The organism is Streptomyces sp. NBC_00576, from assembly GCF_036345175.1.
Lineage (GTDB): Bacteria > Actinomycetota > Actinomycetes > Streptomycetales > Streptomycetaceae > Streptomyces.
Genome location: NZ_CP107780.1, coordinates 9778475 through 9797873, shown reverse-complemented (window position 1 = coordinate 9797873; position 19399 = coordinate 9778475). Strand labels below are relative to the sequence as shown.

Genomic DNA, 19399 nt, shown 5'->3' with positions numbered 1-19399 from the left:
CCGGTCAGCGACTGACGTGGGCTGATCCGCCCGCGACGAGCGCCTCGACCTCGGCGAGCGAGGCCATGGAGACGTCTCCTGGCGTGGTCATGGTGAGCGCGCCGTGGGCGGTGCCGTAGGCCAGGGCGTGCTCCAGGCCGGTGTCGCTGAGCAGTCCGTAGATCAGGCCGGCGGCGAAGCCGTCGCCGGAGCCGATGCGGTCCAGGACCTGCAGGGCGGGCATCCGAGGGCCGGTGACGAAGCCCGACTCGGCGGACCAGGCGGCTGAGGACCAGTCGTTGATGCCGGCCGAGGGCACCTCGCGCAGAGTCGTCGCCAGTACTTTCGCCCCGGGCAGCAGTCCGGCCACCTCGGCGAGCGCGTCCGCCACCTCGTCGGCCCCGACGCGCGCCTGTCCCGGATACGCCCCGGTCAGGCCCAGGGCGCCCACCACGATGTCTGCCTGCCGGGCGAGCCGTAGATCGACCTCGCGGGCGGCGTCGGCGCCGCCCCGGCCGGCCCAGAGGCTGGGACGGTAGTTGGGGTCGTAGGAGACCGTGACGCCATGGCGGCGCGCCACTGCCATGGCCTCGTCCGCGACCTCCACCGTGGTGTCCGACAGGCCGGCAAGGATGCCGCCGGTGTGGAACCAGCGCACCCCTGTCGAGAACACGTTGTCCCAGTCGACGTCCCCCTTGCGGAGCTGGGACACGGCGGTGTTCGCGCGGTCGCTGACGCCCAGCGCGCCGCGGATGCCGTAGCCGCGTTCGACGAAGTTCAGCCCGTTGCGGGCGGAGCGGCCGATGCCGTCCTCGGGCACCCAGCGGATCAGCGAGGTGTCGACGCCGCCCTGGAGGACCAGGTCCTCGACGAGCCGGCCCACCGCGTTGTCGGCGAGAGCGGTCACCACGGCCGTGCGCAGGCCGAAGCAACGCCGCAGTCCCCGGACGACGTTGTACTCGCCGCCTCCCTCCCAGACCTGGAAGGAGCGGGCGGTGCGGATTCGTCCCTCGCCCGGGTCGAAGCGCAGCATCACCTCGCCGAGGGCCACCACGTCGATCACGACATGCTCCTCTCCACCGCATCGGCCGTCAGCCGGCGGATCTCGTCGTAGTCGCCGCGCTCCAGGTGGGCGGGGGTGGCCAGCCAACTTCCGCCCACGGCAAGGACCGCCGGGTCGGCGAGGTAGGCGGCCATGCGGGACGCGTCGATCCCGCCGGTCGGTACGAAGCGCGTCCCGGGGAAGGGGGCCGCGAGCGCTCGCAGGGTCCGCAGGCCGCCGAGCGCCTCGGCGGGGAAGAGCTTGACGGTGTCGAGGCCGGCGCGCAGGGCGCGCATCAGCTCGGTGGCGGTGGCGATGCCTGGCACCACGGGCACCCCCAGCTCCCGGCACTTCGCGACGACCTCCTCGTCGAAGCCGGGTGAGACCACGAAACGAGCCCCGGCCGCCACCGCCCGCTCCGCCTGCTCGGCGGTGAGTACCGTGCCGGCGCCGACGGTGAGTTCCCCGTGGGCGGCCATCGTCTTGAGCACCTGCTCGGCGCCCGGGGTGCGGAAGGTGACCTCGGCGCAGCGGGCGCCGCCCGCGGCGAGCGCGTCGGCCAGCGGACCGGCGGTCGCCGTGGACGGCACGGTCAGTACCGGCAGGAGACGGGCCCCGCCCAGCACGGAGGCCAGGCTGGTGTCGTTCATCGGCCGAGCCAGCCGCCGTCGACGGGCAGGACGACGCCGTGGATGTAGGCGGCGGCGTCGGAGGCGAGGAAGACGGTGGCGCCGGCGAGGTCGTCGGCGCTGCCCCAGCGGCCGGCGGGGATGCGGTCGAGGATGGCCTTGCTGCGGACGGGGTCGGCCTGCAGGGCCTGGGTGTTGTCGGTGGCGATGTAGCCGGGTGCGATGGCGTTGACGTTGACGCCATGCGGGGCCCACTCGTTGGCCAGTGCCTTGGTCAGGCCGGCGATGCCGTGTTTGGCGACGGTGTAGCCGGGGACGGTGATACCGCCCTGGAAGCTGAGCAGCGACGCGGTGAAGACGATCTTTCCCTGGCCTCGGGCGACCATTGCCGCGCCGACGGCACGGGTGAGGGCGAACTGGGCGGTGAGGTTGACCTGGAGGACCAAATCCCAGTCGGCGTCGGTGTGTTCGGCGGCCGGGGCGCGGCGGATGGTGCCCGCGTTGTTGACGAGGATGTCCACCGGCCGTGCGCGTCCGGCGAGGTCGGCGCCCAGCGCCCGTACGGCCGCCGGGTCGGCGAAGTCGGTGCGGACCGCCTCGAAGGTACGCCCCGCGGCACGCACGTCCTTGTCGACCGCGCTGCCGGATTCCTCCAGGGTGGCGCTGACGCCGATGATGTCCGCGCCGGCCTCGGCGAGTGCGCGGGCCATGGCCCGGCCGATGCCACGCCGGGCCCCGGTGACGACGGCGAGTTTCCCGGTGAGGTCGAAGGCGGTCATACGGCGACTCCCTGAGCGGCGTCGGCGTCGGCGTCGGCGTCGGTGGTGGTGTCGGCGTTGGTGGTGGTGTCGGTGGTGGTGGTGTCGGTGGTGGTGGTGCAGTCCACGAGGATCTTCATCACGTTGCCGCCGCCTTCCAGGGCCTCGAACGCGGCGGGCGCCTGGGTGAGGGGGACGATCTTGCTGATCAGCCGTTCGGCGGGGATGGTGCCGTCGGCGACCAGGGTCACGGCTTTTTCGAAGTCGGTGCGGTCGTACAAGCGGGCGCCCACCAGGGTGAGTTCGCGCCAGAAGAAGCGGTGCAGGTTGATCTCGCGGGGCCGGGGGTGGATGGCGACCAGGCACAGCCGCCCGCGCACACCCAGCACGTCGACCGCGCTGTCCACACCGCCCGCCGCGCCGGACACCTCGAAGGCGACGTCCGCGCCCGCGTCCCCGGTCCACTCACCGGCCAACGAGGGTACGTCTGCGGTGGCCGGGTTCCAGGTGGTCAGGCCCAGCTCCTCGGCGAGCAGGCGCCGGTGGGCGTTCAGCTCCACGACCCGGACGTCGGCGCCCGCGGCCCGCGCGACCAGTGCGATGAGGATGCCGACCGGGCCGCCGCCGACCACGACGACCTTCTCGCCCTCGACGACCCCGGCCCGGCCCACGTCGTGCACGGCCACCGCGGTGGGTTCGACGAGCGCGGCCCGGTCCAGGGGGAGGGTGTCGGGCAGCCGGATCAGGGTGGAGGCGGGTACGGTCCAGCGCTGCTGCATCGCGCCGGGGGAGTCGATGCCGATGAAGTCGAGGTGCTGGCAGATGTGCTGGTGGCCCTTGAGACAGGCCGGGCAGGTGTCGTCCCAGCGCAGTGGCATCACCGTGACCGCGTCACCGGGCGCCCAGCCCTCGACGTCCGGGCCGACGCGGACGACACGGCCGGACATCTCGTGTCCCAGGACGGCGGGCGTGGACACCCGGGCGTCCATGTCGCCGTGGAAGATGTGCAGGTCGGTGCCGCAGATACCGACATAGGCGGGCGCCAGCTCCACCTCACCCGGACCGGGCGGGGAGAGCTTGGCGGGAGCCGTGTCCAGGGTGCGGGCGGACGTGTAACGGACGGCGAGAGTCATCGTGTCGTCAGGGTCCCTTCAGCGCGGACGCCGATGGTCAGCAGCAGGTTGGCGTAGGTACGGGTGTCGCCAGTGACGATCGCCAGCGCCAGGTCGGGCGAGCGGGCGGCCTCGTAGAACTCGAAGCGGCCGAGCGTGGCGACCGGAACGGGCGCCAGCATGGAGCGGTACTCGGCGATGGCCGGCGGCTCCGGTTCGCCCTCCGGCGGCACCATCACGTGGGCCGACTCGACCGGCAGGGCGCGCAACAGGACGTCGAGCACGGTGGTGACGTCCAACAGGCCGGGCGCCAGGTTGAGATGGACGGTCCTGGCGCGCTCACCGGTGGCGGTGCTTGCCGGGTAGTGGCCGTCCGCGAGCAGGACGCGGGCGCCGTGACCGGCGCCGGCCAGGGCTTCGAGGATGCCGGGATGGAGTAGTTCGGTCAGCAGCACGGAAGTGGGCTCTCCTTCTTCATTCCGACGGCGGCGGCGTGGCGGTCCGGCACCTCAGACACGGACGGACCAGACGGGGCCGTCGGGGTACGTGTACTCCTTGACGGAGTCCGCGTGCATCTGCGCGCCCAGTCCCGGGAGTGTCGGCGCGAGGTAGTGGCCGTCGGCGATGCGCACCGGGTCGACGAAGTGCTCGTGCAGGTGGTCGACGTACTCGATGACGCGGTCCTCGGTGGTGCCGGTGACGGCGACGTAGTCGAACATCGACAGGTGCTGGACCATCTCGCACAGGCCCACCCCGCCGGCGTGCGGGCAGACCGGCACGCCGAACTTCGCGGCGAGCAGCAGGATGGCGATGTTCTCGTTGACGCCGCCGACCCGGGCGGAGTCGATCTGGACGATGTCCACCGCGCAGGCCTGGAGGAGCTGCTTGAAGACGACCCGGTTGGCGATGTGTTCGCCGGTGGCGACCTTGATGGGGGCGAGGGCCTTGCGGACGGCCGCGTGGCCGAGGATGTCGTCGGGGGAGGTGGGCTCCTCGATCCAGTACGGGTCGTAGGGGGCCAGTTCGCGCATCCAGTCGATCGCGGGCTGGACGTCCCATCGCTGGTTGGCGTCCACGGCGATGCGGATGGAGTCGCCGACCGTCTCGCGGGCGGTGCGCATACGGCGTACGTCGTCCTCCAGGTCCGCGCCGACCTTCAGCTTGATCTGGGTGAAGCCGTCGGCGACGGCCTCGCGGGCCAGGCGGGCCAGTTTCTCGTCGGAGTAGCCGAGCCAGCCGGGGGTGGTGGTGTAGGCGGGGTAACCGCGCTCCAGGAGGCGGGCGATGCGTTCCTGGCGGCCGGGTTCGGCGCGGCGCAGGATCTCCAGGGCGTCCTCGGGGGTGAGGGCGTCGCTGAGCCAGCGGAAGTCGACCTGGGCGACCAGGTCTTCCGGCGACATCTCGCCGAGGAAGCGCCAGACGGGCTTGCCTGCGCGCTTGGCGGCGAGGTCCCACGCGGCGTTGACGACCGCGCCGGTGGCCATGTGGATGGCACCCTTCTCCGGGCCGAGCCAGCGCAGTTGGGGGTCGTGGACGAGGGAGCGGGAGAACGCGCCGAGGTCGCCGCAAACCTCCTCCACCGAGAGGCCGACCACGTGTGGGGCGAGGGCCGCGATGGCGGCGGCCTGGACGTCGTTGCCGCGGCCGGTGGTGAAGGCCAGGGCGTGGCCCTCCAGGCCGTCGCCGGCGTCGGTGCGCAGGACGACGTAGGCGGCGGAGTAGTCGGGTTCGGGGTTCATCGCGTCCGACCCGTCCAGGTGCTCGGACGTCGGGAAGCGTACGTCGAGGACGTCCAGGGCGGTGATGCGGGCAGATGCCGATAGGGGGGACACGGTGGAGGACATTGCGGCAACTCCTGAGGGGCAGGCGGGGCACACGGGCCCGCTGCGACGGAAAGGTGCGGTGGTGGTGAGAGGTCCGGCGGCGACGGCCGCGCGGATCACTCCTGGACCTTGCCGCCTGTGATGCGGGAGATGGCGAGGGCGACCAGGATGATCAGACCGTTGAGGGCTCCGATCCACTGCGCGGGTACACCGCCCAGGGTGAGCACGTTCTGGATCATGAAGAGCAGCAGGATGCCGCAGAACGCCCCGAACATGGTGCCCTTGCCGCCGTTGAGGCTGATCCCGCCGATGACGGCGGCGGCGAACACGGTGAAGATGTAGCCGTTGCCCTGAGCGGAGGCGACCGAGGCCAGGCGTCCGGAGAGCATCAGTCCGGCGAGCGCGGCGAGCACACTGCCGGTGACGATGACGACCCACAGCACCCGGTCGGTGCGGATGCCTGCCGCCTTCGCCGCGTCGACGTTCCCGCCGATCGCGTAGAGCGAGCGGCCGAAGCTGGTCCAGCCGAGGACGACGATGGCGACGGCGAACAGGGTGAGGCAGAGCCAGATGGAGGCCGGCATCCCGAACCACTGCACCGTGCCCAGGTAGAGCATCGACTCCGGCAGCTGGAAGAAGGTCTGGCCGCCCGAGATGCCGGTCAGGACACCGCGCAGGACGATGAGCATGCCGAGGGTGACGATGAAGCCGTTGAGGCCGAAGCGGATGATCAGCAGGGAGTTGACCACGCCGACGAGTACGCCCACGGCGAGCGTGACGGGAATCGCCCAGGCGCCGGGCAGCAGGCCGAGGCCGTGTCCCGCGCCGGTCGGCACCACCAGCCAGGCGGCCACACCGGGCGCGAGACCCATGGTGGACTCCAGCGACAGGTCCATCTTCTTGACGATCAGGATCATCGTCTGGGCGAGGACCAGCAGGGCCATCTCGGACATGGTCTGCAGGACGTTGATGAGGTTGTCCGCCTGCAGGAAGACCGGGTTGACGATCTGGCCGACGACCGCGATGACCACGATGGCCGGGACGAGCGCGAGGTCGCGCAGGCGCGCCAGGGGTATCCGGCCGCCGAGCAGCACGGTCCGCTTGGCCTCGGGTTCCGTGCCCTTGGCCGCGGCGGTGTCCGCGAGGACGGTTTCAGGCATTGAGGTCCACTCCTTCCATCGCGGCCACGAGGTCGTGGTCGTGCCAGCCGCGGGCGATCTCTGTCGTCACTCGGCCCTGGAACATCACCAGGACCCGGTCGCACATGCGCAGGTCGTCGAGTTCGTCGGAGGCGATGAGCACTCCGGTGCCGGTCTGCGCGGTCTCCTCGACCTTGCCGAGGAGGAACTCCTTGGAGCGCACGTCCACGCCCGCGGTCGGGTTGATCAGGACCAGCAGCTTCGGATCGTCGGCCAGGGCGCGGGCCATGACGACCTTCTGCTGGTTGCCTCCGGACAGGGCGGAGACCGGCAGTCCGGGGCCGGGGGTCTTGATCGCCAGGTTCTCGATCATGCCCTCGGCGAGCCGGTCCCGGTGGCTGCGGCTCAGGAACCCGTGGGAGCCGAGCCGCTTGGGGATGGACAGGGTGGCGTTGTCCGCGATCGACATGTCGGGAACGAAGCCCTGGTGATGCCGGTCCTGGGGCACGAACCCGGCGCCGGCGGCGAGCGCCGCGGGCACGCTGCCCGGCCGGGGCCGCCGCCCGGCGATCTCCACCTCGCCCGCCGCTGCCGCCCGCAGCCCTACGACGGTCTCGGCGACCTCGGTACGTCCGCTGCCCGCGGCGCCCGCGAGGCCGACGATCTCGCCGGTCCCGATCCGGAAGCTGACGTCGTCGTACGCGTCGCCGCGCAGAGCGCTGACGTTCAGTGCGGCCGTGGCAGCGGGGTCGAGGGTGCTCGCCCGTTCCCCTTGCCGGTCGGCCGCAGCCTCCCCCGTCATGGCGGCGACGAGTTCGGTGCGGGGGAGCTCCGCGACCGGCGCGGTCAGGATGTGCCGCGCGTCGCGGAACACCGTCACCATGTCGCAGATCTCGTAGACCTCCTGCAGATGGTGACTGATGAACAGGAACGTCACGCCCTGGCGTTGCAGGTCGCGGATGCGGTCGAAGAGCCGGTTGATCGCCGTCCCGTCGAGCTGGGCGGTCGGCTCGTCGAGGATGATGAACCGCGCCCCGAAGGACAGCGCCCGGGCGATCTCGACGAACTGCCGCTGCTCGACGCTCAGTTCACCGGCAGGGGTCTGCGGGTCGACGTCCACCGACCACGTCGACAGCAGGTCCTGTGCGCGGCGGCGGGTGGCCTGCCAGCTGATCAGCCGGTTGCGTCCGTGGTCGTGCCGGTTCAGGAAGAGGTTCTCCGCGACGGTCAGCGTGGGGATGATCGTCGACTTCTGGTAGACGCAGGCCGCGCGTTGCCGCCAGGCGTCGCGGTCGGCGGGCCGGGGGGCCGGCCGGCCGCCGAACGTCACCGTTCCCTCGTCGGGGGCCTGAAGGCCGGTGAGGACCGACACCAGGGTCGACTTGCCGGCCCCGTTGCGGCCCACGAGCGCGTGGGTCTCACCGGGCCGGATGGTGATCCGGGCGCCGTTCAGGGCCACTGTCGGACCGAATCGTTTGACTATGCCCGTCGCCTCGACGACGGGCGGGCCTGCCGGGACCCGCCCGCCGTCCGCCGGGGCGGGCGCGGGGGTGACTGCTCGCTCCCCGTCGCTCATCTCAACCGCCTTGTACTCGTGAGCCGTTGCATGCCGGACGGGGGATCAGCCGAGGTTGTTGCCCCACAGCGACTTGTCGTCGCTCTTGACGCTGGGGACGCCGCCGTAGGTGCCGCCGTCGGCGGTGACCAGCGGGGCGGAGAGCTGGTCCTCCAGGAGGCCCTCACGAACCTGGATGATCGTGCTGTCGTGGTCGGTCTCGCCGGGCTTGAACGTCTTTCCGTCGATCGCGGCCTTGAGGTAGTACAGGGCGTACTTGGCGTAGAGGTCGGCAGGCTGGGAGACGGTGGCGTCGATCTTGCCCTCGCCTATGGACTTCAGTTCCTCGGGGATGCCGTCGTTGGACACGACGAACACATGCTTCTTGTCCGACGGGTCGACCAACAGGCCCTTCTGCTTGAGCACTTGGAGCGTGCCGGCCAGCGCGAAACTGGACTGCATGTAGACGCCCTTGATGTCCGGGTTGGCCGTCAGGTCCGTCTGGAGCTTCTGCGCGGCGACGGCGCCGTCCCAGTTGGTGGCCTCGCCGAGCACCTTGATGCCGGGGTAGTTCTTCTTCATGCAGTCGTTGAACGCCTCGGTGCGGTCACGGCCGTTGATGGAGTCCAGGCCGCCCTGGAGCATGACGACCTTGCCCTTGCCGCCGAGTTTGGTGCCCAGGTACTGGCACGCCTTCTCGCCGTACGCGCGGTTGTCGGCGCGGACGACCATGTAGACCTTGCCGGTGTCGGGGCGGGTGTCCACGGTGACGACCGGGATCTTCTTCGCCTCCAGCTGCGCCAGCGTCGGCGCGATGGCGGCGGTGTCCTGCGGGGCCATCGCCAGGCCCTTGACGCCCTGACTGATGAACGTCTGCGCGTTGGCGGTCAACTTGGCGACGTCGTTCTGCGAGTTGGTGGTCTTGAGGGAGAGGCCGAGCTCCTTGGCGTACTCCGGCGTGTACTTGATGTACGAATTCCAGAAGTCGGTGTCGGAGCGCGGGTAGTCGACGCCGATCAGCGGCTTGCCGTCCGACGAGGTGGTGGAAGCGTTGCTGCACGCGCTGAGCAGCGCCAGTGCGGACAGGGCGGAAACGGCGGAACAGAGGGCGGTTCTGAGTCTCATCGGTACTTCCTCGCGCTGGTCCCGTTAGCGGTGGATGTTTCGCCTCGGCGACAGCCGTGTGTCGCCGCAGTAGAGATGGGATGTTTATAGAGGGCTATCGGTGACATGTCCAGCCCCCTTGCATGCATCACAGCAAAAGGCCAGTTCACAGGCATCCACGCAGAGGGGTGGCGCTCTCCGGCGAAAGATCCATCCCATCAATGATCGACCCTTGATGGGATGCACTGATCATGAAGCACCCACAAGACATGCCATGTTTACGTGTTCGCAATGCGCCTCAGAACACATCACACCAGGCAATTCACCCAAGGTGATGGGCACTTTCATCCCTGCACGCTGGTTGACATCCCATGGCGACATGACCGACCTTCATGCGTGGCCCTGCAATTCGCCCAGCCCTCTTCCGCTTTAGGGATGTGTACATGTCGAGTTCGATCCACAGGCGCAGTTTCCTGGCCGGCGCCACCTGTGTGGCTGCGGCGGCCGTTGCCGGAGGTGTGTTCAGCGCCGGCGTCGCCCAGGCGGCGCCCAGCACGTATACGCCCGACTGGAACTCGGTCGACCAGCACCCGCCGGCTCCGGAGTGGTTCCAGGACGCGAAGTTCGGGATCTACTTCCACTGGGGCGTCTTCAGCGTCCCCGCCTTCGGCAACGAGTGGTACCCGCGCAACATGTACGAGAGCGGGAACAACGCCAACCAGCACCACATCGCGACCTACGGCCAGCCCTCGGCATGGCCGTACCACAACTTCATCAACGGGGCACAGGACCTGGCGGGCAACTTCGTTAAGTTCGCGCCGAAGCTGAAGTCGGCCGGCGGGAAGTTCGACCCCGACGAGTGGGTGCAGCTGTTCGTCGACGCGGGCGCGAGGTTCGCCGGTCCGGTCGCCGAGCACCATGACGGCTTCTCGATGTGGGACAGCCAGGTCAACGAGTGGAACTCGGTGGACAAGGGCCCCGGTCTTGACCTGCTGCGGCTGTTCTCCACGGCCATCCGCGCCAGGGGCCTGAAGCTACTGGTGGCCATGCACCACGCCTACCACTTCAACGGCTTCTACGAATTCGCCCCCGCCCAGACGGACCCCACCCTCAAGAAGCTCTACGGGCAGCTGGGCCCGGCCGCGGAGAACCAGCTCTGGTACGACAAACTAAAGGAGGTCATCGACCGCTCCCAGCCCGACATCCTGTGGCAGGACTTCAAGCTGGACGCCGTCGACGAGACCCAGCGCCTGAACTTCCTGTCCTACTACTACAACCAGGCCAACAGCTGGGGCCGTGAAGTCGTCGCCACCTACAAGGACGGCATGAACGGCAAGGGCGAGGTCTTCGACTACGAGCGCGGCGGCCCGGCCGACCTCACCACGCCGTACTGGCTGACCGACGACAGCATCTCCAGCAGCAGCTGGTGCTACACCCAGGGCATCGGCTACTACACGGTCCAGCAGATGCTGCACTCGTTCATCGACCGGGTCAGCAAGAACGGCAACGTGCTGCTGAACATCGCACCGATGGCCGACGGCACCATCCCCCAGGCGCAGAAGGACATCCTGCTCGGTATCGGAGACCACCTGAAGCGCTTCGGCGAGTCGGTGTACGCGACCCGCGCCTGGACGGCGTACGGCGAGGGCCCGACGAAGATGGGCGGCGGTGCGTTCACCAGGCCGACGGCCGGCACCGCGCAGGACATCCGCTTCACCCGCAACAAGGCGAACAACGTCCTGTACGCCACCGTCCTGGGCTGGCCCGGCAGCTCGCTGACGATCAAGACCCTCAGCTCGGACCGGATCAACCTCTCCTCGTTGACCTCGGTGAAGCTCCTCGGCACCACCGCCGACACCTACATCGACCTGCCCACCCCGGCCCAGAACGCCTCCGGCCTCACGGTCACCCTGCCGTCCTCCGCGCCGTACAGCGCCAACGCCTACGTCCTGAAGCTCAACTTCTCCGGCACCATCCCCGGCCTGCGGCCGCTGGCCGACGCCCTCGCATTCAAGGACGTCAACTACACCGGCGGCTACGCCGTGCTCGCCCTCGGCGACTACACCGCGACCGACCTGACCGCGGCCGGGCTGGCCACGCGCACCCTTTCCTCCCTCCGGCTGGCCCCCGGCTACCAGGTGATCGGCTACACCGGAGACAACTTCACCGGCACCTCCTGGACGTTCACCGCCGACAACCCCGACCTCAGGGTCACCGGCAACAATGACCAGATCACCTCACTGAAGGTCCAGTTCAACCCGGCGACGTACTTCCGGATCACCAACGCCACCAACGGCCTCGCCCTGGACAGCGGCGGCAACGTCGACTCCGGCTCCAACCTCAAGCAGTGGTCCTGGGACGGCAGTTCGAACCTGCAGTGGCATGCGGAGGCTGTCAGCGGCGGCTACTACAGGCTGGTCAACCGCACGAACGGCATGGTCGCCGACGGCTGGGGCGCCACCGCCGACGGCTCCCCGGCCAGACAGGCCGCCTGGAACGGCAGCAGCAACCAGCAGTGGACCATCACCCACCGCGGCGGGGAGCGCTACTCGATCGCCAACCGCACCACCGGCCTGGTCCTCGACGGCGGCGGCAACGTCGACTCCGGCTCCAACACCAAGCAGTGGACCTACGGCAGCAGCACCAACCTGCTGTGGGCCTTCACCGCGCAGTAGCCGACGGAGCCCGCTGCCGCTGACGGACCTGCAACAGCGACGACGGCCCAACGGTTCGGACTTCGACGCGAATGTGCCTGTCGCGGGGCTCGTGTCCCGGGGGACGGGTGGCCACACTCGGTGAAGGGACACGAATTCAGGGAGATGGCATGCATATGACATTAGGTGCGTCCCGGTGGGGCCGTGGGAGGCGTACGGGGGTGCTGCTCACGGTGACCGCCTTACTGGTGGCGCTCCTGACCGGGCTCGGTGCCGCCGGGAGGGCGCAGGCGGCCACCGTGGACACGAACGCGTCATACGTGCTGGTCAACCGTGGCAGCGGCAAGGCGCTCGACGTGTCGGGAGGAAGCACCGGCGATGGGGCGGCCCTGTCGCAGTGGACCCGCCATGACGGAGCCAACCAGCGGTTCCGGTTCGTCGACTCGGGTGGTGGCTACTACCGGCTGAAGGCGCAGCACTCCGGCAAGGTGCTGGACGTCCTGAACTACTCCAGCGCCGACCACGCGGACATCGTCCAGTGGAGTGATGCGGGCGGCACCAACCAGCAGTTCCGGCTGGCCGATGCCCCGGACGGTTACGTCCGTCTGCTCAACCGCAACAGCGGCAAGGCCGTCGAGGTCGACAACGCCTCGACCGCGGACGGAGCCAAGGTCGTACAGTTCACCGACCGGGGCGCGGCCAACCAGCAGTGGCAACTGGTCCGCACGACAGGAGTGCTCGCGCAGGTGCACACCGCGGGGCGGGTCAAGGACGCCGGGAACACCGTGCAGTACGGCTGGCCCGGCGTGTACTTCGAGGGCCGCGTCAGCGGCACCGGCGTGGGCATCGTGCTGGGCGACTCGGCCGCCGACTACGACGTCCAGATCGACGGAGCCACCGTCGCCACGCTCGTCACGCCCGGCAACACCACGCACTGGATCAACGGCCTGTCGAACAGCGCGCACACCGTCCGGCTCGTCAAGCGCAACGACACCCCGGGCGACACCAGCACCTTCGGAGGCTTCGTCGCCGCGCCCGGCGGTGCCGTACTGAGCAAACCGGCCGCCCGCAACCGCCAGATCGAGTTCATCGGCGACTCACTCACGGTGGGCTACGGCAACCTCTCGACCTCGCGCACCTGCACCTGGGACCAGCTCAAGCGGAACACCAACTCCGACGTGAGCTACGGCGCCCTCACCGCCCGGCAGCTGAACGCCGACTACCAGATCAACGGCTACTCGGGCCTTGGCATGGTGCGCAACTACAACGGAGGTTCGTCGGACGTCACGTACCGGACCTTCTACGACCGTGCCCTGCTGAACGTGTCCGGCGACGTCTGGCAGAACCCGGGCACCTGGCGGCCCCGGCTCGTGGTGATCAACCTCGGCACCAACGACTTCTCGACCGCCGTCAACCCCGGGGAGCCGTGGACGCCGGAGAGCCTCGCTGCCGCCTACCGCAGCGCCTACGGCGACTTCATCCAGAAGTTGCGCACGCGCTACGGGGCCGGCACGACCATCGTGGCGATAGGCGCCAGCCAGTACGCCGGCCATGTCCAGCAGGTGGTCAAGGCGCGCAACGACGCCGGCGACAGCCGGGTCCGCTACTGGTCCCTCGACGACTCGGGCCTGGACTTCCTCGGCTGCGACTGGCACTACTCGGCCCACGACGACCGGCTCATCGCCGACCGGCTCACCTCGTTCATCGCCGGTCTGCCGATGAGCTGGTGACGCCACCGGCCGCCAAGGAGCACCACAGACCCGGCTACGGGACATCCGGCTCCTGATGTGGTGCGGCTCGACCCCGACTCAGCGTCGGAGAGCTGGTACGCGGCCTTGTCGACCAGGCCGTGCGGCGGACCGGGGTTGGCGAACCCCGGTCCGCCGGTCTCTTGGGCGCAGGCGCAGGCGCCCGCCCCGCTCGGTCCCGCACCCGGCGGCCGGGCACGCACCGGCCGGAGCGCCGTGAAGCAGATGCGGACCTAGGCTGGAATTCGCGGCTGGAAACCAGCCCTGGCGGGCACAGCTGTCCGGACGGAGGCGAGGCGCGTGGACATGGCCGGCAAGCACGATGCCCGCGCTGCCGCGCTTGTGGTGGACCCGGACGGCGTAGTGAGCGGCTGGAGCGAGAGCGGGCGGCTGCTGCTGGGCTGGACGGCGGAGGACACCGTCGGGCGCCCCGTGACCGACCTGCTGGCCGCTCCCCCACCACCCGGCTTCCCCGAGAGCTACGGGAGCGGCGCCGACGACACGGGGCTCATCCCCTTGCGTCACCGGGACGGCTCCACGGTGGACGCCATGGTGTCGGCTCACCCTCTGTTCGGCGCCGACGGCCGGGCGCTGGGCCATGCGGTGACCGTCCAGTGCTGGGAATGCCGCCCGGTGATCGCCGACCTGGCCTTCGAACAGTGCCCCTTCGCTCTGGGCGTCTACGACCCTGAGCTGCGGTTTCTATGGATCAACGCCTCCTCGGGCCGGGTGATAGCGCACTCCGAGGAGCAAGTGCTCGGTAAGAAGTACCGCGAGCTGTTTCCCGAATTCGACCGCGAGCTGTTTCCCGAAAGGGACGACAAGCCCTACACCGACCAGCTCTCCGAAGTGGCAAGGACGGGCAAGCCCGCACGTCTCATCACCGTCTTCCGCCCGCTCGGCAGTGACTACGCCAACGCCTGGGCCACCAGCATCTGGCCCGTCCGGGATGCGGAGGGCAGGGTCCGCGGGGTCGCCAACTGGGGATTCGACATGAGCGCCGAGTACTGGGCCAGGCAGCGCCTGCTCATGCTCAACGAGGCCAGTCGTGGCATCGGCCGGACACTCGACGTGATCGGCACCGCCCAGGAACTGGCCAGGACCCCCGTACCGGGATTCGTCGACCTCGTCACCGTGGACCTCTTCGACGAGGTGCTGCGCGGAGAGGAACCGCCTCTTTCTCCCACCTCCGTCTCCGGCGAAGGCATCGTGTTCAGTCGCGCCGCCCAGCACAGCGCGACGGGTGACACCGACCGGGCTCCCGGGCTCCCGGTGCCGGTCAGTCACGCTCCCGGTTCCGTCGCCGTCCGCTGCATGGCCAGCGGCAGATCCACGGTTCAGCTCGCAACCGAACCGGGCGAGGGTGGCGAATGGGCCTTCGGGCCCGGGCTCGCCGCCGACCCGGCCCACTGGCCGCCGGGCAACCCGCTGGTCGACGCGTCCATCGCCGCGGACGGACTGACCGGCCGGATCACCGTGCCGCTCCGGGCCCGCGGCGCGCTGCTCGGCGTCGTCGCGTTCTCCCGCAGCGACCGGCCCGAGGCCTTCACCGCCGACGACCTGATCCTCGCCGAAGAGCTGACCGCCAAGGCAGCCGTCGCCATCGACAACGCCCGCCGGTACTCGCGCGAGCGCACGACCGCGCTGACCCTGCAACGCAGCCTGCTTCCGCAGGGGCCGCCGATCCAGGAGGCGGTCGACGTGGCGTCCCGCTACCTGCCCGCCGGGACCGACGCGGAGGTGGGCGGTGACTGGTTCGACATCATTCCGCTCTCCGGTGCCCGGGTCGCCCTGGTCGTCGGCGACGTGGTCGGTCACGGCCTGCACGCCGCGGCCAGCATGGGCCGGTTGCGTACGGCGGTCCGCACGCTCGCCGACGTGGACCTGCCGCCGGACGAGCTGCTGACCCACCTGGACGACCTGGTCATCCACCTCGCCAGCGACCTGCAGCCCGCCGGCCACTTCCAGCCGACCGGCGAGTTCGGGGCCACCTGCCTGTTCACCGTCTACGACCCGGTCTCCCGCCGCTTCACGCTGGCCAGCGCAGGTCATCCGCTGCCGCTGATCATCTCCCCGGACGGCACCAGGACCCCGGCACCCGCACAGCCGGGACCACCGCTCGGCATTGGCGGGCTGCCTTTCGAGGCCACCGAACTCGAACTGCCCGAGGGCAGCCTCCTCGCCCTCTACACCGACGGACTGCTGGAAAACCGCGAGCGCGACGTCGACGAGGGGATCGCCGAACTGCTGCGGGTCCTCAACCATGCGGCAACCTCACTGGAGGGCCTCTGCGACACGGTGATGGACGCCATGCTTCTCGAACGCCGCACCGACGACGCCGCCCTGCTGCTCGCTCGCACTCACGCGCTGGATCCCCAGCATGTCGCCGACTGGGCCGTCGAACCCGACCCCGCGCAGGTGCCGCGCGCCAGGAAGTTCTCCCTCGACCAGTTGGAGGCCTGGGGCCTGGAGGAGGCGTCGTTCGTCACCGAACTGGTCGTCAGCGAGCTGGTCACCAACGCCATCAGATACGGCGAGCCCCCGATCAGGCTGCGGCTGATTCGCGACACCTCCCTGATCTGCGAGGTGTCCGACGCCAGCAACACCGCACCGCACCTACGCCGGGCGCGCGCCTTCGACGAGGGCGGCCGGGGCCTGCTGCTCGTCGCCCAGCTCACCCAGGGGTGGGGTACCCGGCACACCACCGACGGCAAGACGATCTGGTGCGCACAGACCCTCACCGAGCCCGAGCCCGAGCCCGAGCCGCGATGAGATCCGAGCCCGGCCGGCTGTCGCCGGGCTCCCGGATCTCACACGAGGTGATCACGCCCCGGCGGCCCCGATGAACTCGCGCACGGCGGTGCTCGGGTCCCCCGAGCGGACCAGTGCCTCGCCGACCAGCACCACGTCGGCTCCCCAACCGCGGTACTCCGCGACGTCCTTCGGGCCCGTCACTCCTGATTCCGCGACCCTGACCGTGCCTTCGGGGATGCCCGTCACGAGGTCGGCGAACACGGTGCGATTCACGTCCAGCGTTGTCAGGTCCCGCGCGTTGATGCCGAGAAGCTCAGCTCCCGCGGCGGCAGCGCGCCGCACTTCGTCGGCCGTGTGCGCCTCCACGAGCGGCGTGAGACCCAACTCTTCGCAGAGCCCCATCAAGTCCTTGAGCTGGCTGTCGTCCAGCGACACGACCATGAGAAGCGCAAGATCGGCGCCGTGTGCGCGAGCTTCCCACAGCTGGTAGGGGTCGACGATGAAGTCCTTGCGCAGGACGGGCACATCGACCCGGGCACGTACGGCGTCCAGATCGGCGAGAGAGCCGCCGAACCGCCTGTTCTCGGTGAGCACGCTGATCGCTGCGGCACCGCCGGCCGCGTACTGGGCCGCGAGGGACGCAGGGTCGGGGATGTCCGCCAGCGCGCCCTTGCTGGGGCTCTTTCGCTTCACCTCGGCGATGATGGACACCCCGGGCGCGCGGAAAGCGGGCAAGGGGTCAAGCGCTGGTGCCGCGTCCGCTGCCCGGGAGCGCAACTCCGCCAACGGCGTCGCGCTCTTGCGTTGTTCCAGGTCTTCGCGAACTCCCGCGAGGATCCCGTCGAGAACGGTCACTGCACTCTCCCTGTCGAATGGTCTGATCCATCACCCACGTCCGAGCCGGCCTCAGAACGCAGGTTGTCCGGATCGATCATGGCGAGCGTATCGGCCTGGCTCTGGGCGCGGGAACTGACCTGCTGCGGATACTCGGTGAAGTGCATTGAGGGACAGAGGGCGCGTATGGACATTCGGCAGCTGGAGTACTTCCTTGCGATTGTCGATCGTGGGGGGTTCAACCGTGCGGCCTCGGCTCTGTACGTCGCGCCCGACATCGCGGGCCAGGGCATCGCCAACCCGCTGGGCGCGATCTGGTCCGCAGCCATGATGCTCGACCACCTCGGCCATCCCGCCGCGGCCAGGGACATCACGGACACGATCGCCTCGGTCCTGGCCAAGACCGATATCCGCACCCGTGACCTGGGCGGAACCGCGAGCACCGCCGAATTCACCGACAAGCTGATCGGGCTTCTCTGAGCCGTCTCCCCCTCGGTGGGCGGCAGGGACGACGCCGCCCACCGCTCACCGGGCACTCCCGCGCCCTCTCTCTGACGACCGGCGTGCCCGTCACGCGCCGGGAACAGCTGCTTCGCGCGCGTCCAGGACCAGTACCGCGACGTGCAGGGACGTGCGCTGCAGACCTGATTCCAGGTCGCAGCCGAGGAGCCGTTCGATGGTGTGGAGGCGCTGGTAGTACGCCTGCCGGGACATGCCGGCGAGTTTCGCCGCAACCGACTTGTTCCCGGCCGCCGCCAGATAGGCGCGCAGTGCCTGGAGCAGATCGCCACTGTTGCGATCGTCGTGCTCGATGAGGCGGGTCAGTTGCCGTTCCGCGTACCGCTGAAGACGGGTGTCCTCCCGCAGGACGCCCAGCAACTCCGGCAGCCGGACGTCGGCGGGGACGTAGAACCACCGCTCCGGGGAGGCCGGTGTGATGGCCTCGGCCGTCTGCTCGGCCTCCTGCCACGACCGGGCGATCCCGGCGAGGTCGGTCACCCCGGGACCGACGGCGACGACGGCCTCCGGTCCAAGCTCCTCCCGGGTCAGACGGCCGATCCGCTCGGCGACCGGCTGCCAGGCGCTCGCCTGTGCCAGTGCCAGAAGTACGCCGATCCGGCCAGGGGCCGTCTCGCCGATCAGAGCGCGGACGCCGGTATGCGCCAGCGCCTTCGCGATACGTTCGTCGAGGTGCTCACCCTCGGTGCCGGTGCACGTGTGGCGGATGACCACGGCGAAGAGCCGGTGCCCGAGGGCCGGGAGCCCCAGTGCCTCGGCGCGGGCGCGCGCGTCCGCGGGGGAGCGGAAGCGCCGTTCGTACAGGTCCCGCAGTACGGAGCGGTGGGCCCGGCGCTCCCACCAGGCCGGCCCGGCCAGGCGCGCCATGGTCAGCGCGACCGCCGCACGCTCCAGCACCAGGACGTGTTCCGGGTCGGGCTCGGCGTTCAGCCGGCCCTCCAGCAGGACCAGCCGCCCCCACAGCCCGTGGTGGTCCTGCACCGGCGCGATCAGCCACCCTTCCGGGCCGCTCGGCGTGATCCTCTCCGGCGTCGGGGCGGCCCGCGAGCGCCGCGACCAGGCCGACACCACCGGCTCGTACGGCCGGCCGAGCAGCTCGCACATCAGGACCCGGTGGTTGAGATCCTCCAGCACCACGGGGGCTCCGGTGAGCTCCGCGGTGGTGTGCACCAGTTCCTCGGGATCCGCGCCCCGCAGTGTCAGGGCGGTGAAGACGTCCTGGATGTCCCTCCCGCGCCGCAGCAGGGCTCCCTGGGCGTCAAGGATGAGCGCGTGCACCGTCTGCGTGACGTCGATGAACCGGACGCCACGGGCCAGCTCGACCAGCGGCACTTCACGGGCACGGCACGCCGCCACCAGCTCGTCGGGCACCTTCCGGTACCGGTAACCGAGCTCCACGATCAGACCGGCCGCGCCGACGTCGGCGAGCTGGTCGACGTAGTCCCGCAGCTCGGAGGGGTCCTCGGGGTACGGCATGCCGGTCGTCAGCACCAGCTCGCCGCCCTCCAGGAAGTCGGCGGGGTTGAGCAGCTCGGTGACATGTACCCAGCGCACCGCCCTGTCCAGCTGTGCCTCACCGGCCAGCACGCGCGGCATCCCTTCGGCAAGCACGGGCAGGCGCAGTACCTCCGCGATGGTGGGGAAGTGCCCGGTTGCGGGACGTCTGGGCGGCATAGGGAGTGCTTTCAGCCGAGGGGATCGGGCTCACCCTCGCACCGGCCACTCACCGTTACAAGAGGGTGCCGGCAT

The 19399-nt window shown here is 69.9% G+C and carries 15 protein-coding genes and 2 pseudogenes; 5 read left to right on the top strand and 12 right to left on the bottom strand.

Annotated features, from left to right (window positions below; translation table 11 throughout):
* Positions 1 to 4: 4 nt before the first annotated feature.
* From OG734_RS42610 to OG734_RS42570, 9 genes are all read right to left on the bottom strand, one after another.
* Positions 5 to 1042, bottom strand: coding sequence for a sugar kinase (locus OG734_RS42610; protein ID WP_330292730.1), 1038 nt, complete (start codon positions 1040 to 1042; stop codon positions 5 to 7).
* Positions 1039 to 1671, bottom strand: a complete 633-nt coding sequence (locus OG734_RS42605) for a bifunctional 4-hydroxy-2-oxoglutarate aldolase/2-dehydro-3-deoxy-phosphogluconate aldolase (protein WP_330292729.1) — start codon at positions 1669 to 1671, stop codon at positions 1039 to 1041. The genes OG734_RS42610 and OG734_RS42605 overlap by 4 nt, the downstream gene beginning before the upstream one ends.
* Complete coding sequence (locus OG734_RS42600) at positions 1668 to 2429, bottom strand: SDR family oxidoreductase (protein ID WP_330292728.1); 762 nt, start codon at positions 2427 to 2429, stop codon at positions 1668 to 1670. Before OG734_RS42600 ends, OG734_RS42605 begins: the two co-directional genes overlap by 4 nt.
* Positions 2426 to 3541: a zinc-dependent alcohol dehydrogenase gene (locus OG734_RS42595; protein WP_330292727.1), complete on the bottom strand. Its 1116-nt coding sequence runs from the start codon at positions 3539 to 3541 to the stop codon at positions 2426 to 2428. The genes OG734_RS42600 and OG734_RS42595 overlap by 4 nt, the downstream gene beginning before the upstream one ends.
* On the bottom strand, positions 3538 to 3975 hold the full coding sequence (locus OG734_RS42590) for an RbsD/FucU domain-containing protein (protein WP_330292726.1): 438 nt from the start codon (positions 3973 to 3975) through the stop codon (positions 3538 to 3540). Before OG734_RS42590 ends, OG734_RS42595 begins: the two co-directional genes overlap by 4 nt.
* A 54-nt stretch (positions 3976 to 4029) precedes the next feature.
* Positions 4030 to 5364, bottom strand: coding sequence for an L-fuconate dehydratase (locus tag OG734_RS42585; protein ID WP_330292725.1), 1335 nt, complete (start codon positions 5362 to 5364; stop codon positions 4030 to 4032).
* A 95-nt stretch (positions 5365 to 5459) separates the two neighbouring features.
* Positions 5460 to 6503, bottom strand: a complete 1044-nt coding sequence (locus tag OG734_RS42580; RefSeq protein ID WP_330292724.1) for an ABC transporter permease — start codon at positions 6501 to 6503, stop codon at positions 5460 to 5462.
* Positions 6496 to 8058: a sugar ABC transporter ATP-binding protein gene (locus OG734_RS42575; protein ID WP_330292723.1), complete on the bottom strand. Its 1563-nt coding sequence runs from the start codon at positions 8056 to 8058 to the stop codon at positions 6496 to 6498. Before OG734_RS42575 ends, OG734_RS42580 begins: the two co-directional genes overlap by 8 nt.
* Before the next feature lie 45 nt (positions 8059 to 8103).
* Positions 8104 to 9162, bottom strand: coding sequence for a sugar ABC transporter substrate-binding protein (locus OG734_RS42570; RefSeq protein WP_330292722.1), 1059 nt, complete (start codon positions 9160 to 9162; stop codon positions 8104 to 8106).
* 422 nt (positions 9163 to 9584) lie between these two features.
* Here OG734_RS42570 and OG734_RS42565 point away from each other — a divergent pair, with 422 nt between their 5' ends.
* From OG734_RS42565 to OG734_RS42555, 3 genes are all read left to right on the top strand, one after another.
* The gene (locus tag OG734_RS42565; RefSeq protein ID WP_330292721.1) at positions 9585 to 11816 is read left to right on the top strand and encodes an alpha-L-fucosidase; all 2232 of its coding nucleotides are present in this window, start codon (positions 9585 to 9587) and stop codon (positions 11814 to 11816) included.
* A gap of 149 nt (positions 11817 to 11965) precedes the next feature.
* A complete protein-coding gene (locus tag OG734_RS42560; RefSeq protein WP_330292720.1) occupies positions 11966 to 13525 on the top strand; it encodes an RICIN domain-containing protein in 1560 nt (519 codons plus the stop codon).
* 324 nt (positions 13526 to 13849) lie between these two features.
* The gene (locus tag OG734_RS42555) at positions 13850 to 16315 is read left to right on the top strand and encodes a SpoIIE family protein phosphatase (RefSeq protein ID WP_330292719.1); all 2466 of its coding nucleotides are present in this window, start codon (positions 13850 to 13852) and stop codon (positions 16313 to 16315) included.
* A 51-nt stretch (positions 16316 to 16366) separates the two neighbouring features.
* On the opposite strand, the gene trpC is transcribed toward OG734_RS42555, so the two are convergent.
* Together trpC and OG734_RS42545 are read right to left on the bottom strand one after the other, a co-directional pair.
* Positions 16367 to 17152 (bottom strand): indole-3-glycerol phosphate synthase TrpC, encoded by a 786-nt coding sequence (gene trpC / locus OG734_RS42550; RefSeq protein ID WP_330292718.1) that lies wholly within the window; start codon positions 17150 to 17152, stop codon positions 16367 to 16369.
* Positions 17149 to 17298 carry a hypothetical protein gene (locus OG734_RS42545; RefSeq protein ID WP_330292717.1) on the bottom strand — a complete coding sequence of 50 codons (150 nt, stop codon included), beginning with the start codon at positions 17296 to 17298 and terminating at the stop codon, positions 17149 to 17151. Before OG734_RS42545 ends, trpC begins: the two co-directional genes overlap by 4 nt.
* A 19-nt stretch (positions 17299 to 17317) precedes the next feature.
* On the opposite strand from OG734_RS42545, the pseudogene OG734_RS48180 reads away from it, so the two are divergent.
* Together OG734_RS48180 and OG734_RS42540 are read left to right on the top strand one after the other, a co-directional pair.
* Positions 17318 to 17425: pseudogene (locus tag OG734_RS48180) on the top strand (LysR family transcriptional regulator); the annotation flags it as partial.
* Positions 17399 to 17611: pseudogene (locus OG734_RS42540) on the top strand (isocitrate/isopropylmalate family dehydrogenase); the annotation flags it as partial. The pseudogenes OG734_RS48180 and OG734_RS42540, both read left to right, overlap by 27 nt.
* Positions 17612 to 17701: 90 nt before the next feature.
* Here the strand turns inward: OG734_RS42540 and OG734_RS42535 are convergent.
* Positions 17702 to 19324, bottom strand: a complete 1623-nt coding sequence (locus tag OG734_RS42535; protein WP_330292715.1) for a PucR family transcriptional regulator — start codon at positions 19322 to 19324, stop codon at positions 17702 to 17704.
* Positions 19325 to 19399 lie beyond the last annotated feature (75 nt).

Excerpts from the sequence above, each read along its gene's own strand:
- OG734_RS42605 (WP_330292729.1), bottom strand. The coding sequence starts at position 1,671 with ATGAACGACACCAGCCTGGCCTCCGTGCTGGGCGGGGCCCGTCTCCTG.
- OG734_RS42600 (WP_330292728.1), bottom strand. The coding sequence starts at position 2,429 with ATGACCGCCTTCGACCTCACCGGGAAACTCGCCGTCGTCACCGGGGCC.
- OG734_RS42595 (WP_330292727.1), bottom strand. The coding sequence starts at position 3,541 with ATGACTCTCGCCGTCCGTTACACGTCCGCCCGCACCCTGGACACGGCT.
- OG734_RS42585 (WP_330292725.1), bottom strand. The coding sequence starts at position 5,364 with ATGTCCTCCACCGTGTCCCCCCTATCGGCATCTGCCCGCATCACCGCC.
- OG734_RS42580 (WP_330292724.1), bottom strand. The coding sequence starts at position 6,503 with ATGCCTGAAACCGTCCTCGCGGACACCGCCGCGGCCAAGGGCACGGAA.
- OG734_RS42575 (WP_330292723.1), bottom strand. The coding sequence starts at position 8,058 with ATGAGCGACGGGGAGCGAGCAGTCACCCCCGCGCCCGCCCCGGCGGAC.
- OG734_RS42570 (WP_330292722.1), bottom strand. The coding sequence starts at position 9,162 with ATGAGACTCAGAACCGCCCTCTGTTCCGCCGTTTCCGCCCTGTCCGCA.
- OG734_RS42565 (WP_330292721.1), top strand. The coding sequence starts at position 9,585 with ATGTCGAGTTCGATCCACAGGCGCAGTTTCCTGGCCGGCGCCACCTGT.
- OG734_RS42560 (WP_330292720.1), top strand. The coding sequence starts at position 11,966 with ATGCATATGACATTAGGTGCGTCCCGGTGGGGCCGTGGGAGGCGTACG.
- OG734_RS42555 (WP_330292719.1), top strand. The coding sequence starts at position 13,850 with ATGGCCGGCAAGCACGATGCCCGCGCTGCCGCGCTTGTGGTGGACCCG.
- OG734_RS42545 (WP_330292717.1), bottom strand. The coding sequence starts at position 17,298 with ATGCACTTCACCGAGTATCCGCAGCAGGTCAGTTCCCGCGCCCAGAGC.
- OG734_RS42535 (WP_330292715.1), bottom strand. The coding sequence starts at position 19,324 with ATGCCGCCCAGACGTCCCGCAACCGGGCACTTCCCCACCATCGCGGAG.